The organism is Serratia sp. HMSC15F11 (genome assembly GCF_001808215.1).
GTDB lineage: Bacteria > Pseudomonadota > Gammaproteobacteria > Enterobacterales > Enterobacteriaceae > Serratia > Serratia nevei.
In genome coordinates this window covers 53,101-67,163 of record NZ_KV792400.1, presented here as the reverse complement: position 1 = coordinate 67,163, position 14,063 = coordinate 53,101, and the positions used below count along the sequence as shown (strand labels likewise).

13 protein-coding genes are annotated in these 14,063 nt (G+C 60.2%); 7 read left to right on the top strand and 6 right to left on the bottom strand.

Going from position 1 to position 14,063, the window contains the following annotated elements; genetic code table 11:
• Positions 1-11 precede the first annotated feature (11 nt).
• Both HMPREF3138_RS05020 and HMPREF3138_RS05015 read right to left on the bottom strand, forming a co-directional pair.
• On the bottom strand, positions 12-275 hold the full coding sequence (locus tag HMPREF3138_RS05020) for a hypothetical protein (RefSeq protein WP_070558822.1): 264 nt from the start codon (positions 273-275) through the stop codon (positions 12-14).
• Between the two features lie 132 nt (positions 276-407).
• Positions 408-1,664, bottom strand: a complete 1,257-nt coding sequence (locus HMPREF3138_RS05015; RefSeq protein WP_038873245.1) for a mechanosensitive ion channel family protein — start codon at positions 1,662-1,664, stop codon at positions 408-410.
• 247 nt (positions 1,665-1,911) lie between these two features.
• Between HMPREF3138_RS05015 and malZ the strand changes: the two genes are divergently transcribed.
• Positions 1,912-3,735, top strand: a complete 1,824-nt coding sequence (malZ, locus tag HMPREF3138_RS05010; protein WP_038873247.1) for a maltodextrin glucosidase — start codon at positions 1,912-1,914, stop codon at positions 3,733-3,735.
• A gap of 53 nt (positions 3,736-3,788) precedes the next feature.
• Here malZ and ggt read toward each other — a convergent pair whose 3' ends face one another.
• The 3 genes from ggt to HMPREF3138_RS04995 form a co-directional block, all read right to left on the bottom strand.
• Positions 3,789-5,552, bottom strand: coding sequence for a gamma-glutamyltransferase (ggt, locus tag HMPREF3138_RS05005; protein WP_038873248.1), 1,764 nt, complete (start codon positions 5,550-5,552; stop codon positions 3,789-3,791).
• Between the two features lie 234 nt (positions 5,553-5,786).
• Positions 5,787-6,389 (bottom strand): peroxiredoxin C, encoded by a 603-nt coding sequence (locus tag HMPREF3138_RS05000; protein ID WP_019454212.1) that lies wholly within the window; start codon positions 6,387-6,389, stop codon positions 5,787-5,789.
• Between the two features lie 229 nt (positions 6,390-6,618).
• Complete coding sequence (locus HMPREF3138_RS04995; protein WP_038873250.1) at positions 6,619-7,200, bottom strand: ACP phosphodiesterase; 582 nt, start codon at positions 7,198-7,200, stop codon at positions 6,619-6,621.
• A gap of 120 nt (positions 7,201-7,320) precedes the next feature.
• Here HMPREF3138_RS04995 and queA point away from each other — a divergent pair, with 120 nt between their 5' ends.
• The 5 genes from queA (at position 7,321) to secF (ending at position 12,805) form a co-directional block, all read left to right on the top strand.
• The gene (gene queA, locus HMPREF3138_RS04990; RefSeq protein ID WP_038873252.1) at positions 7,321-8,391 is read left to right on the top strand and encodes a tRNA preQ1(34) S-adenosylmethionine ribosyltransferase-isomerase QueA; all 1,071 of its coding nucleotides are present in this window, start codon (positions 7,321-7,323) and stop codon (positions 8,389-8,391) included.
• Between the two features lie 72 nt (positions 8,392-8,463).
• On the top strand, positions 8,464-9,588 hold the full coding sequence (gene tgt, locus HMPREF3138_RS04985; protein ID WP_033647322.1) for a tRNA guanosine(34) transglycosylase Tgt: 1,125 nt from the start codon (positions 8,464-8,466) through the stop codon (positions 9,586-9,588).
• A 33-nt stretch (positions 9,589-9,621) separates the two neighbouring features.
• A complete protein-coding gene (yajC, locus tag HMPREF3138_RS04980) occupies positions 9,622-9,954 on the top strand; it encodes a preprotein translocase subunit YajC (RefSeq protein WP_004940391.1) in 333 nt (110 codons plus the stop codon).
• Between the two features lie 24 nt (positions 9,955-9,978).
• A complete protein-coding gene (secD, locus tag HMPREF3138_RS04975) occupies positions 9,979-11,826 on the top strand; it encodes a protein translocase subunit SecD (protein WP_071845295.1) in 1,848 nt (615 codons plus the stop codon).
• A gap of 10 nt (positions 11,827-11,836) precedes the next feature.
• Positions 11,837-12,805 (top strand): protein translocase subunit SecF, encoded by a 969-nt coding sequence (secF, locus tag HMPREF3138_RS04970; RefSeq protein WP_033647318.1) that lies wholly within the window; start codon positions 11,837-11,839, stop codon positions 12,803-12,805.
• Between the two features lie 63 nt (positions 12,806-12,868).
• On the opposite strand, the gene HMPREF3138_RS04965 is transcribed toward secF, so the two are convergent.
• Positions 12,869-13,429 (bottom strand): SadB/YajI family lipoprotein, encoded by a 561-nt coding sequence (locus HMPREF3138_RS04965; protein ID WP_038876151.1) that lies wholly within the window; start codon positions 13,427-13,429, stop codon positions 12,869-12,871.
• Between the two features lie 175 nt (positions 13,430-13,604).
• On the opposite strand from HMPREF3138_RS04965, the gene nrdR reads away from it, so the two are divergent.
• Positions 13,605-14,054 carry a transcriptional regulator NrdR gene (gene nrdR / locus HMPREF3138_RS04960; RefSeq protein WP_004940387.1) on the top strand — a complete coding sequence of 150 codons (450 nt, stop codon included), beginning with the start codon at positions 13,605-13,607 and terminating at the stop codon, positions 14,052-14,054.
• Positions 14,055-14,063: the final 9 nt, after the last annotated feature.

Here is a 14,063-nt window from a genome sequence, read left to right as displayed (position 1 = left end):
CCGGTGTTTTTTTAGCGTTTGTCTTCCACTTCATCCCCCCCGGCGGCGCGCGCTTCGATACGCATGTCGCCGCCGTTAAGGCGTTCTTCCTCTTCCTCGCCGGCGCAGCGCGCCAGCACTTCGCGAATGTCCTGCATATTGCTGCTGAGGGCGCTCAGCGAAGGTTGCAGATTGCGTGGCATGCGGCTTTCGTCCAGCGAAGCGCTGTGCAGGCAGCCGATAAACAGCAGGGTGGCCATCAGGGTAAACAGCCGATGACGTAACCGTTTCAGCAAGGGCTTTCCCTCTCGGTGGTGAAGGTGATGGCGCATTAACGCCGTTTTCGCCGGGGAAAAGAAGGGGATGGAGATATCTGCTGGCAATTGAAAGAACATCATTACCAGCAGACACAGTTACGTCAGCCGACGTCAGGAAGCGTTCGCGTTTTGTAGCAGCATGCCGCGCAGGTCATTGCCGGTTGGCGTTTGATGCACGCGCAGGCCGAACTCGTCGATCACCGCCAGAATATGGTCGAAAATATCTGCCTGAATGCTTTCATACTCCGCCCAGACCGTGGTGTTGGTGAAGGCGTAGATTTCCAGCGGCAGGCCTTCCGGCGTCGGTGCCAGCTGGCGCACCATCAGCGTCATGTTCTGGTGAATGCGCGGGTGAGCGCGCAGATAGGCTTCCAGATAGGCGCGCAGCGTGCCGAGGTTGGTCAGGCGGCGGCCGTTGAGCGGCGAGGCCAGATCGACGGCGATCTCCTGGTTATGCTGGCTCAGCTCTTGGGTCTTGACGTTCAGGTAGCTGTGCAGCAGCGGGTTGCGCTGCAGGCGGCGCTGTTCCTCTTCCGACAGGAAGTGCACGCTGCCGGTGTCGATATTCAGGCTGCGCTTGATGCGACGCCCGCCGGATTCCGACATCGACCGCCAGTTTTTGAATGAGTCGGAGATCAGCGCGTAGGTGGGAATGGTGGTGATGGTGTTGTCCCAGTTACGCACTTTGACCGTGGTCAGGCCGATGTCGGTGACCGCGCCGTCGGCGCCGTATTTCGGCATTTCCAGCCAGTCGCCGATCTTCAGCATATCGTTGGCGGAGAGCTGAATGCCGGCCACCAGCCCGAGGATCGGATCCTTGAACACCAACATCAAGACCGCGGTCATGGCACCCAGGCCGCTGAGCAGCAGCAGCGGCGATTTGCCCATCAGCAACGAAACGATCATGATGCCGATCAGGATCGCCGCCACCAGCTTCAGGCCCTGGAAAATGCCGCGCAGCGGCAGCTGATTGGAAATCGGGCTTTGGCGCAGCAGCGCCAGCAGCGTATCCAACAGCGAGAACAGCGACAGCAGGGTGAAGGCGAGGATCCACACCTGCGCGGCGGTGACGATCACCGCCTGGGTTTGGCTGCCGCTCTGCAACCACAGCGTCGCCTGGATGCTGATGATCACCCCTTGCAGCAGCAGCGCCACGCGCTGGAACAGTTTGTATTGGGTGATGGCCTGTTGCCAGACGCGCTGCGATTGCTGGCCACGGCGCTGAAGGGCGGCCAGCACCACCCGGTGCAGCACCAGGTGGATCGCGACCGAGATCAGGACAATCAACCCCAATACCATCAACAGCGACATCACTCCGCCGAATTCCAAACCAAACTGTTCCAGCCAGCGCGTTATCTGTTGTTGCATTACCGCTCCTTAAAAAATGCGCAAAAAACATCCTGTAAACTTAAAACGCGTTAGCCTAAGGGGTAACGCGCAGGATTTGTGCCTGTTTACCTTTTTTTACATCGAGTTAGCGTTATTTTTCGGTCTCCGCCCCCCGGCTCATCCCCGGGTTTTGCGGCCAGAGAGGAGGGGGAGTTGCACTTAACGTGGCATTGTTCGCTTCTTGAAGAACGCCGTCGATTTCGTTTGGTACAGCAGGAGAAACAGTATGCTTAACGCCTGGCATCAACCGGTCCCGCCTTTTGTGGTGAAGCAAGGGCAACGTTTGGATATCACGCTGTGGTTACAGGGGGATGAACTGCCGGAACGGGTGTTTTTGCGCGCCGAACCGGACAACGAAGAGTGGCTGCTGGTGATGAAAGCGCAGCGTCACGAGGGAATGCGGCGCTACCAGGCCAGCCTGACGCTGAATGAGGGCGAGCCGACGCGGCGTTACTGCTTCAAGCTGCTGTGGGCCGATAGCCAGCAGTGGTTCGGCCCGCAGGGCTGGTCGCCAACGCCGCCGGGCCAGCTGGCGCAGTTCGCCGTCGACGAGCCCGACCATGGCCCCGAGTGGGTGGCGGATCAGCTGTTCTACCAGATTTTCCCCGATCGGTTCGCCAGCAGCGGCGGCGAACACGGCATCCAGAGCGGCAGCTACCGCCATCACGCGGCCGGTGCCGAGGTGATTCGGCGCGACTGGCAGCATCCGCTGGAGGATCGCCACGCCGCCTCGACCTTTTACGGCGGCGATTTGGACGGCATCAGCGCCAAACTGCCGTATTTGCAGCAGCTGGGCGTGACGGCGCTGTATCTGAACCCGATTTTTACCGCGCCGAGCGTGCATAAGTACGATACCGAGGACTATTACCAGGTCGATCCGCACTTTGGCGGCAACGCGGCGCTGCAGCGTTTGCGAGTGAGCACTCACAAGGTGGGCATGAAACTGGTGCTGGACGGGGTATTCAACCACACCGGCGACTCGCATCCGTGGTTCGACCGCCATCGCCAGGGCGAAAACGGCGCCTGTCACCACCCCGATTCACCGTATCGCGGCTGGTTCAACTTTTACCCGGACGGCCGCGCGCTCGACTGGAAGGGCAACGCCAGCCTGCCGAAGCTTAACTTCGCCGAGCCGCAGGTGGCGGAAGCGATCTATCGCGGAGAAGGCAGCGTGGTGCGCCACTGGCTGCGCCCGCCGTACAGCATCGACGGTTGGCGGCTGGACGTGGTGCACATGCTGGGGGAGAACGGCGGCGCCACCGGCAACCTGAACCACCTGGCTGGCATCTATCAGGCGGTGAAGCAGGAGAACCCGCAGGCCTACGTCTTGGGCGAGCATTTCGGCGACGCGCGCCGCTGGCTGCACGCCGGCGTGGAGGACGCGGCGATGAACTACATGGGGTTCGCGCTGCCGGTGCGGGCATTTTTGGCGGGGCTGGACGTGGCCTATCACCCGGTGCGGCTGGACGCCGCCGGGTGCGCGCAGTGGATGGACGGTTACCGCGCCGGGCTGCCGCACGGCCGCCAGCTGATCCAGTTCAACCAGTTGGACAGCCACGATACCGCGCGTTTTCTCACGCTGTTGCAGGGGAACGCGGCGCGCATGCAGATGGCAGCGGTGTGGTTGCTGAGCTGGATTGGCGTGCCTTGTCTCTACTACGGCGATGAGATTGGTCTGGACGGCGGCAACGATCCGTTCTGCCGCAAGCCGTTCCCGTGGGACGTCGGCGACTGGGACCGGCCGCTGTTGGCGCTGTTCCAGCGCATGGCGGCGCTGCGTAAACAGAGCGTGGCATTGCGTCGCGGCGGCTGTCAGGTGCTGTATGCCAGCGGAGAAACGCTGGTGTTCGTGCGCCTGTATCAGCAGGAGCAGGTGCTGGTGGCGCTGCAGCGCGACGGCAGCGGCCAGGCGCAGCTGCCGCACAACCCGCTGTTGGCGCGCGGCCCGTGGCGGCGTGTGGAAGGGCGGGGAGAGTTGAGTGAAACGGCAGGCGGGCTGCGCCTGCAGCTGGCGGAAGAGTCGGCCACCGTGTGGCGCTGCGAAGGCTAAAGCAACTGCGGGGGCCAAAGGGCCCCCGCGATAAAAGTGAGTAGGCGTTTACATCAGTAACCGACCGCAGAACCTGCCGGGCGACGCACGTCGTTGGCGCCATACAGATAGCCTTCGCGCACCTTGCCGGAAACCGCCGAGTCGTTGCCGGAGTTGGCCGGGCTGACGCCCGCCGCGCCCGGCAAACCGACCAGAATCAGTTCGGCGGCGCCCCACGGCGTTTGCTCGACCATCTTATAGCCCATACCGCTCAGCAGCTTCAGCGTATCGGCGGAAACGCCGCGCTGTTCGTAGTACACCTCATCCGGCAACCATTGGTGATGGATGCGCGGTGCGTCCACCGCTTCCTGCGGTGCCATGCCGTGGTCGATCACGTTCAACGCGGTCTGCAGGGTGATGGTGATGATGCGCGAACCGCCCGGCGAGCCCAGTACCATAAAGATCTTGTTGTCCTTGGTCACCAGCGTCGGGCTCATCGACGATAGTGGGCGCTTACCGGGGGCAATGCTGTTGGCGGTGCCCTGCACCAGTCCGTACAGGTTTTTCTCGCCCACTTTGACCGTAAAGTCGTCCATCTCGTCGTTGAGGAAGAAGCCGGTGCCCGGTGCGATCACCACGGCGCCGAAGCGGCCGTTGACGGTATAGGTGGTGGAGACGGCGTTGCCGTCGTGATCGACGATCGAATAGTGGGTGGTTTCCGGTTTTTCATGCGGCTCCATGCCGGGCTGCACGTTTTCCGACGGCGTGGCCTTGTCCGCGACGATTTTCTTGCGGATCTGCTCGGCGTAGCTCTTGCTCACCAGCCGGTCGATCGGGTTCTTGATGAATTCCGGGTCGCCGAGGTAGGTGTTGCGGTCCATGTAGGCATGGCGCATCGCTTCGGTCATGGTGTGAATGGCCGCCGCCGAGTTGAAGCCCATGCTTTTCAGGTCGTAGCCTTCCACCACGTTGAGGATTTCGCACAGCGTCACGCCGCCGGAGCTGGGAGGCGGCGCCGACACAAACTTGTAGCCGCGATAGCTGCAGGTAATCGGCGGGGTTTCGGTGACCTTGTAATTGGCGAAGTCGGCGGCGGTCAAGATGCCGCCGCCCTGTTTGGCCGCCGTCTCCACCGCCTGCGGGATCTTGCCTTTATAGAAGGCGTCGGTTCCCCCTTTGGCGATGGCTTCCAGCGTATTGGCCAGATCGGTTTGCACCAGTTTGTCCCCCGGCTGCAGCGGGCTGCCGTCCGGGCGCAGGAAGATTTTGGCCGACTCGGGATCCTGTTTGAAGCGTGCGACGGTGGTGTCGAGAATATCGGTATCGGCGCGGGTCAGCACAAAGCCTTCGCGCGCCAGCCTGATAGCCGGCGCCAGCACCTGTTCGCGGCTCAGCTTGCCGTACTTCTCACGCGCGGTTTCCATCCCCAGCACGGTGCCCGGCACGCCCGCTGCCAGATAGCCGTACAGGCTGGCGTCTTTCTTTACCTTGCCGTCGGCATCCAGATACATGTTGGCGCTGGCCGCCGCCGGCGCGGTTTCACGGAAGTTGATGAAGGTGTCGGTGCCGTCCGCCAGGTGGACGGTCATAAAGCCGCCGCCGCCGATGTTGCCGCAGCAAGGGTTAACCACCGCCTGCGCATAGCCCACCGCCACGGCGGCGTCGATGGCGTTGCCGCCCATCTTCAGGATATCCACGCCGACCTGCGAGGCCAGGTGTTGCGAGGTGACCACCATGCCGTTTTTGGCTTCCACCGCCGGGTTGGATGCCGCATACAGGCTGCCGCTGACCAGCAGCGCCGCCATGGTCAGGGGTTTGCTCCATTTCTGTAAAAACATAGTTATTCCTACCCTGTCAGTTTTTTATTGTGTTGTGTTTGCTTGCCGCTGTTCACTTGCAAAGCGCGAGCCAGCGTTATTGATAGTAGCCGCAGATGGGTGTGCGCGCGGCGAGCAGGGTGGGAAATGTGAGCGGAAACAGGGAAATAAAGCACTGAAGGTGGGCGGTCTGCCCCATAAAGGGGCATAAAAAAACCGGCCGCGTGGGCCGGTTGATTCACTATCAGGCTGAAATTACAGCTTGGCAGCGTTTTCAGACAGGTATTTTGCAACGCCGTCTGGGGAAGCGCCCATACCTGCTTTGCCTTTTTCCCACTGAGCCGGGCACACTTCACCGTGCTCTTCGTGGAATTGCAGCGCATCAACGGTACGGATCATTTCGTCGATGTTACGGCCGATTGGCAGGTCGTTAACAACCTGAGCACGCACGATGCCGTCTTTGTCGATCAGGAAAGAGCCGCGCAGCGCAACGCCGGCTTCCGGGTGTTCGATGCCGTAAGCTTTCTGGATTTCACGCTTGATGTCAGCAACCATTGCGTATTTCACTTCACCGATGCCGCCTTTGTCGACAGGGGTTTTACGCCATGCGTTGTGGACGAACTCTGAGTCGAAGGAAACGCCAACCACTTCAACGCCACGCTTCTGAAACTCTTCATAGCGGTGATCGAAAGCGATCAGCTCGGAAGGGCATACGAAGGTGAAGTCCATTGGCCAGAAGAACAGCACGGCCGGTTTGCCGTTCAGGTGCTTCTTCAGGTTGAAGTTTTCAACGATTTCGCCGCTACCCAGTACGGCAGCTGCAGTGAAGTCAGGGGCTTGACGAGTTACCAGGACCATAATTACTCCTGTAATAGGTGTTAAAGGGTGGATGTAAAAACAAGGGCCAGTATAGGGGCCGCGACGTGGTGAATAAAGGGTAAAAGACCAATCGATGAGATAGCTTTCACCTATCAAAGTCGTTGATATAATTTAGCGAGCTTTAAAAATAACCTTTTCCCACAAAAGGGCAAGCGGCAAAACGTAAATTCTTGCAAGGCGTTGCAATTTCAATGGCTTGGGCTTGACCTCAGAGCGCTTTGTCCTTCGCCTGCCGCATCATTTGCGGGTAAAACTGCCAGAACTGTGTTTCAAGCTGATGATAATGTTGCTCGACGTCGGCGAACGAGCCGGCCAGCGCATCGAGGCGCGGGCGGCGGCTGGCCATGCCCTGCAGCACCCGGGCAATGAACGGCAATTCGGCGTAGCGTTCCAGCCAGCGTTCCGGCCACAGGTAGCCGTTCAGGTTCTGAAAGCGCGGCGGCGTGAGCGGCAGAAAAGGTTCGATCTGGCTGCGGGCTTCCTGGGTAAACTGGTGCAGGTCGCGCGAAGGCTCCAGCTGCTGCCAGTGGCGCGCCAGAAAATGGTCCCACACCACGTCGAGGGTGATCGGTGCCACGCGGCGGTAAGGGGCGCTGAAATAGTCGCGGCTGGCTTTGACCTGCGGCAGGCTGTCGGTCAGCACGTCGACGCGGCGGTGCATCATGATGCCGGCCACCACGTCGGGCTGGTAGTCGGCGGCGGGGTTGCCGCGCACGAAATCGGCCAGCAGGTTGCCCAGCAGCGAGCTGTTCGCCAGCATGGCCAAGTGAAGATGAGCGAGAAAATTCATCCCTCAACTATACCCGAAGTCAGGCAAATCCTCCTTATTTCTTGCCGCTGACCGCCCCCGGCTTTAGACTAGGCCGCCTGTTTTTTACCAACCAGCCCTAAATTGAAGAAGTGAATACCCATGCGCGTCGCTGATTTTTCGTTTGAACTTCCCGAATCCCTGATTGCCCACTATCCCCAGGCCGAACGCAGCGCATGCCGCCTGCTGCAGCTGGACGGGCCGAGCGGGGCGCTGACGCACGGTGTATTCACCGATCTGCTGGATAAGCTGGAAGCCGGCGACCTGCTGGTGTTCAACAATACCCGCGTGATCCCGGCGCGCATGTTCGGCCGCAAGGTCAGCGGCGGCAAGATTGAAGTGCTGGTGGAGCGCGTGCTGGACGACCATCGCGTGCTGGCGCACGTGCGCGCGTCGAAAGCGCCGAGGCCGGGCGCCGAGCTGCTGTTGGGGGATGACGAGAGCATCGCCGCCACCATGGTAGCGCGCCACGAGACGCTGTTCGAGCTGCGCTTCAACGACGAACGCGACGTGTTCACTATCCTCAACGCCGCCGGCCACATGCCGCTGCCGCCTTATATCGCCCGCCCGGATGAAGACGCCGACCGCGAGCTGTATCAGACGGTCTACAGCGAGAAACCCGGCGCGGTCGCCGCGCCGACCGCCGGCCTGCACTTCGACGAACCGCTGCTGGCGGCGCTGCGCGCCAAGGGCGTAGAAATGGCGTTCGTGACGCTGCACGTCGGCGCCGGCACCTTCCAGCCGGTGCGCGTGGAAACCATCGAAGATCATGTGATGCACGCCGAATACGCCGAAGTGCCGCAGGACGTGGTCGATGCGGTGCTGGCCTGCAAGGCGCGCGGCAAACGCGTCGTGGCGGTGGGTACCACCTCGGTGCGTTCGCTGGAAAGTGCCGCGGCGGCCAGCAAAGAGGCGCTGATTGCGCCGTTCTTCGGCGACACCAGCATTTTTATCTATCCGGGCTATCACTATCAGGTGATCGACGCGCTGGTGACCAATTTCCACCTGCCGGAATCGACCCTGATCATGCTGGTGTCGGCCTTCGCCGGCTATAAAAATACCATGAACGCCTATCAGCAGGCGGTGGCCGAGCAGTATCGCTTTTTCAGCTACGGCGATGCGATGTTCATCAGCCGTAACCCGCAGGCGGAAAACGAGTCCGTCGGCGGTTAATTTCCCGGGCTGCGCCCACGGCGCGGCCCCGTTTCAACGACATCAGACTGTTTCTCTGATGCTGGAGGCTTTGTGAAGTACGAACTACAAACTACCGATGGCCGCGCGCGTCGCGGCCGCCTGATCTTCGACCGCGGCGTGGTGGAAACCCCGGCCTTTATGCCGGTCGGTACCTACGGTACGGTCAAGGGCATGACGCCGGAAGAAGTGAAAGAGACCGGCGCACAGATCCTGCTGGGCAACACCTTCCACCTGTGGCTGCGCCCGGGCCAGGAGATCATGAAACTGCACGGCGATCTGCACGACTTCATGCAGTGGCATGGGCCGATCCTTACCGACTCCGGCGGTTTCCAGGTATTCAGCCTGGGGGCGATGCGCAAGATCAAAGAGGAAGGCGTGTACTTCCGCAACCCGATCAACGGCGATAAGGTGTTCCTGAGTCCGGAAAAATCGATGGAAATCCAGTATGACCTGGGTTCCGACATCGTGATGATCTTCGACGAATGTACGCCGTACCCGGCCGACTGGGACTACGCCAAGCGTTCGATGGAAATGTCGCTGCGCTGGGCGGAACGTAGCCGCAAACGTTTCGACGAGCTGGAAAATAAAAATGCGCTGTTCGGTATCATTCAGGGCGGCGTTTACGAAGATTTACGTGATGTTTCAGTCAAAGGGCTGGTGGATATCGGCTTTGACGGGTACGCTGTGGGCGGCTTGGCTGTAGGCGAGCCGAAAGAGGATATGCATCGCATTCTTGAACACGTTTGCCCGCAAATTCCGGAAGATAAGCCACGCTATTTGATGGGCGTCGGCAAGCCGGAAGATTTGGTGGAAGGCGTGCGTCGCGGCATCGACATGTTCGACTGCGTCATGCCGACCCGCAACGCCCGCAACGGCCATCTGTTCGTGACTGACGGTGTGGTAAAAATCCGTAATGCCAAGCACAAGGATGATACTTCTCCGCTGGATAAGGACTGTGATTGCTACACGTGTCGCCATTACAGCCGCGCCTACTTGCACCATCTCGACCGTTGCAACGAAATATTGGGTGCTCGACTGAACACGATTCATAACCTGCGTCACTACCAGCGCCTCATGGCGGGTTTACGCCAGGCTATCGAAGAGGGTAAATTAGAGCAGTTTGTTGCGGATTTCTATGGTCGGATCGGCAAGCCGATTCCGCCTTTAAACGCTTGATCTAATAATTGATAACTTAATGAGGGAATTTCAATGAGCTTTTTCATTTCTGACGCCGTCGCATCCGCAGGGGCTCCGGCTCAGGGAAGCCCGTACTCTCTGATCATTATGCTGGTGGTGTTCGGCCTGATCTTCTACTTCATGATCCTGCGCCCACAGCAGAAGCGTGCGAAAGATCACAAGAAGCTGATGGACTCCATCGGTAAAGGCGACGAAGTGCTGACCACCGGCGGCCTGATCGGTCGCGTGACCAAAGTGGCCGACACCGGCATCATCGCCATCGCGCTGAACGACACCACGGAAGTGATGATCAAGCGTGACTTCGTGGCGGCCGTTCTGCCGAAAGGTACCATGAAGGCCCTGTAATCTTTTTTCCCGAAGGGAATTGCCGTGCTAAACCGTTATCCTTTGTGGAAGTATCTGATGTTGATCGTCGTGATCCTCGTCGGTCTGCTTTATGCGCTTCCCAACATCTACGGTGAGGATCCGGCCGTACAAATCACTGGCGCGCGCGGCGTCGCCGCCAGTGAAACTACGCTGGACCAGGTCCGTACCGTATTAGAAAAAGACAACATCGCGAGCAAGTCGATTGCGCTGGAAAATGGCGCCATCCTGGCTCGCTTTAAAGATCCTGACGTTCAGCTGCGCGCCCGCGAAGCGCTGGTGACCGAGCTGGGTGACAAATTCGTCGTGGCGCTGAACCTGGCGCCGGCCACGCCGACCTGGCTGGCCATGCTGGGCGCAGAGCCGATGAAACTCGGCCTGGACCTGCGCGGCGGCGTGCACTTCCTGATGGAAGTGGACATGGACACCGCGCTGAGCAAGCTGCAGGAACAGACCATGGATACCCTGCGCAGCGAGCTGCGCGAGAAGGGCATTCCTTACGCGTCTATCCGCAAGCTGGACAACAACGGCGTGGAAGTTCGCTTCCGTGACGATGCGGCCCGCGATCAGGCCATCAGCTACATCGGCCCGCGTCAGCGCGATCTGGTGCTGTCCGCCAACGGCGCCAACACCATGAAAGCCAGCCTGACGGACGCCCGTCTGAGCGAAGCGCGCGAATACGCCGTCCAGCAGAACATCACTATCCTGCGTAACCGCGTCAACCAGCTCGGCGTCGCCGAACCGCTGGTGCAGCGCCAGGGCGCCGACCGCATCGTGGTCGAGCTACCGGGCATTCAGGACACCGCGCGTGCCAAAGAAATTCTGGGCGCCACCGCGACCCTGGAATTCCGTCTGGTGAACACCAATGCGGACGCCACTGCGGCGGCCAACGGCCGCGTGCCGGGTGACTCCGAGGTGAAATACACCCGTGACGGCCAGCCGATCGTGCTGTACAAGCGTGTGATCCTGACCGGTGACCACATCACCGACTCCACCTCGAGCACCGACGAATACAACCAGCCGCAGGTTAACATCTCGCTGGACAGCGCCGGCGGCACGTCCATGTCCAACTTCACCAAGGACAACATCGGCAAGCCGATGGCGACCCTGTTCGTGGAGTATAAGGACAGCGGCAAGAAAGACGCCAACGGCCGCGCGGTGCTGGTGAAACAGGAAGAAGTGATCAACGTGGCGAACATTCAGTCGCGTCTGGGCAACAGCTTCCGCATCACCGGTATCGGCAACCCGAACGAAGCGCGTCAGCTTTCGCTGCTGCTGCGTGCGGGCGCGCTGATCGCGCCGATTCAGATCGTCGAAGAGCGCACCATCGGTCCAACCCTGGGTCAGCAGAACATCACCCAAGGTCTGGAAGCCTGTCTGTGGGGCCTGGTGGCGTCCATCGTCTTCATGGTGGTCTGGTACCGTAAGTTCGGCGTGATCGCCACCACGGCGCTGGTTGCCAACCTGGTGCTGATCGTCGGCGTGATGTCCCTGTTGCCGGGGGCGACGCTGACCATGCCGGGCATTGCCGGGATCGTGTTGACGCTGGCGGTGGCGGTTGACGCCAACGTACTGATTAACGAACGTATCAAGGAAGAGCTGAAGAACGGCAGGTCCGTTCAGCAGGCGATCCATGAAGGCTATAAAGGCGCGTTCTCCAGTATCGTCGACGCCAACATCACCACGCTGATCACCGCGGTCATCCTGTACGCAGTCGGCACCGGTTCGATCAAAGGCTTTGCGATCACCACCGCTATCGGTGTGGCGACGTCCATGTTCACCGCGATTGTCGGTACCCGTGCCATCGTCAACCTGCTTTACGGCGGCAAACGCATTAACAAGCTGTCTATCTGAGGAGTGCGTTGTGGCACAGGATTATACTGTTGAGCAACTCAACTACGGCCGTAAAGTCTACGACTTTATGCGCTGGGACTATTTGGCCTTCGGCATCTCGTTGCTGCTGTTGGTCGCGTCGATCGCTACCATGTCGGTGCGCGGGTTTAACTGGGGTCTGGATTTCACCGGCGGTACGGTGATTGAAATCAACCTGGAGAAACCGGCTAACCTCGACCTGATGCGCGACACGCTGGAGAAGGCCGGGTTCCAGGATCCGATCATCCAGAACTTCGGCAGCAGCCGCGACGTGATGGTGCGCATGCCACCGGCGACCGGCACCGCAGGCCAGGAACTGGGCAACAAGGTGATCGGCGTGATCAACGACTCGGTGGATAAAAACGCCACCGTGAAACGCATCGAGTTCGTCGGCCCGAGCGTGGGCAGCGAGCTGGCGCAAACCGGCGGCATGGCGCTGCTGGTGGCGTTGATCTGTATCCTGATCTACGTCGGTTTCCGCTTCGAATGGCGCCTGGCGCTGGGGGCGGTTATCGCGCTGGCGCACGACGTGATCATCACGCTGGGCGTGCTGTCGCTGTTCCACATCGAGATTGACCTGACCATCGTCGCGTCCCTGATGTCGGTTATCGGTTACTCGCTGAACGACAGCATCGTGGTCTCTGACCGTATTCGTGAGAACTTCCGCAAGATCCGCCGCGGTACGCCTTACGAAATCATGAACGTGTCGTTGACCCAGACGCTGAGCCGTACGCTGATGACTTCCGGGACCACCCTGATGGTGGTGCTGATGCTGTACATCTTCGGTGGCGCGATGCTGCAAGGCTTCTCGCTGGCGATGCTGATCGGCGTGTCGATCGGTACCGTTTCCTCCATCTACGTCGCGTCTGCGCTGGCGTTGAAGCTGGGGATGAAACGCGAACACATGCTGCAGCAAAAAGTGGAAAAAGAGGGCGCAGATCAGCCTTCGATTCTGCCTTAATCGCCGCAGTATTCAGCGAAATGAGAAGGAGCGCCATGGCGCTCCTTTTTTTTGCTTCGGGTTTCAGTGCGGCTGTACCACCGCCGGTTGGGCGGTCGAAACCAGACTGTGCAGGCGGATATATCCCAGCTGTTCCGGCATCAGGCCGCTGAAGCGCAGCTCGAAGTCCTGGCCGGGTTTCGGCAGCAGCGAATCGGCGCTGGCGATCGGTTGCGACAGCGCTTCGGCGGTCAGCGGTCGGCCGGTGGCCTCATCCAGTTGACCCCATTCCACCACCGCGTTGAACGGCGGTAGCGTAGCCTGCGAGAGGATGCGCACATGCAGCTGCGCCTGCGTGCCGTTGGCTTCGCTCTTGATGTGGCTCAGCGAAACGCTCAGCTCGCCGAGGCTGCTCTGCAAACGGGCGGCGCTCCGGGCTGCCGGCAGCAGGTAGACGCCGTTGTCGGAGTGCTGATTGAGCAGATTCTGCCGCTCCAGCGCGGTGGTTTGATCGGTCAGCACGCTCACTTTCTGGTTCAGCGCGGCGACCTGATGGCGCAGCTGAGGCACGGCGGCGTTGTGCGCGCAGCCCGTCAGCAACACGGCGGCGGCGAGCAGGGCGATTTTGGGGTAACAGGTTGTCATGACGGCGATTTCCTATGCTGAATCTCCTGCTATCAGCTTAGTCCGCCCGGAGGGGAAAGTCATATTGGTGCCGCTTCCTGGCCGCGTGTCGCAACAAATGGCCGCCGCCCTTTGTTGTGGCTGCACTTCGGGGTAAACTGCATTTATCTATAAAAAACGTTTATCAGGACGTGTTATGCATTGCCCTTTCTGCGCCGCCGTTGATACCAAAGTCATTGATTCCCGCCTGGTGGGGGACGGTTCGCAAGTGCGCCGTCGCCGCCAGTGTCTGGTGTGCAATGAACGTTTCACCACCTTCGAGGTGGCCGAGCTGGTGATGCCGCGAGTGATTAAAAGCGATGAGGTGCGCGAGCCGTTCAACGAAGACAAACTGCGCCGCGGCATGCTGAAAGCGCTGGAAAAGCGCCCGGTTAGCTCGGACGACGTGGAAAACGCCCTTAATCACATCAAATCTCAACTGCGCGCCACCGGCGAACGCGAAGTGCCGACCAAACTGGTGGGCAATCTGGTGATGGACGCGCTGAAAAAGCTGGATAAGGTCGCCTACATTCGCTTCGCGTCGGTGTACCGCAGCTTCGAAGACGTGCGCGAGTTCGGCGAAGAGATTGCCCGCCTGCAAGACTAAAGGATCTTT

What these genes read in the sequence shown, in the direction of transcription:
- HMPREF3138_RS05015 (WP_038873245.1), bottom strand. Translation starts at nt 1,664, where the DNA reads ATGCAACAACAGATAACGCGCTGGCTGGAACAGTTTGGTTTGGAATTC.
- malZ (WP_038873247.1), top strand. Translation starts at nt 1,912, where the DNA reads ATGCTTAACGCCTGGCATCAACCGGTCCCGCCTTTTGTGGTGAAGCAA.
- ggt (WP_038873248.1), bottom strand. Translation starts at nt 5,552, where the DNA reads ATGTTTTTACAGAAATGGAGCAAACCCCTGACCATGGCGGCGCTGCTG.
- HMPREF3138_RS05000 (WP_019454212.1), bottom strand. Translation starts at nt 6,389, where the DNA reads ATGGTCCTGGTAACTCGTCAAGCCCCTGACTTCACTGCAGCTGCCGTA.
- HMPREF3138_RS04995 (WP_038873250.1), bottom strand. Translation starts at nt 7,200, where the DNA reads ATGAATTTTCTCGCTCATCTTCACTTGGCCATGCTGGCGAACAGCTCG.
- queA (WP_038873252.1), top strand. Translation starts at nt 7,321, where the DNA reads ATGCGCGTCGCTGATTTTTCGTTTGAACTTCCCGAATCCCTGATTGCC.
- yajC (WP_004940391.1), top strand. Translation starts at nt 9,622, where the DNA reads ATGAGCTTTTTCATTTCTGACGCCGTCGCATCCGCAGGGGCTCCGGCT.
- HMPREF3138_RS04965 (WP_038876151.1), bottom strand. Translation starts at nt 13,429, where the DNA reads ATGACAACCTGTTACCCCAAAATCGCCCTGCTCGCCGCCGCCGTGTTG.
- nrdR (WP_004940387.1), top strand. Translation starts at nt 13,605, where the DNA reads ATGCATTGCCCTTTCTGCGCCGCCGTTGATACCAAAGTCATTGATTCC.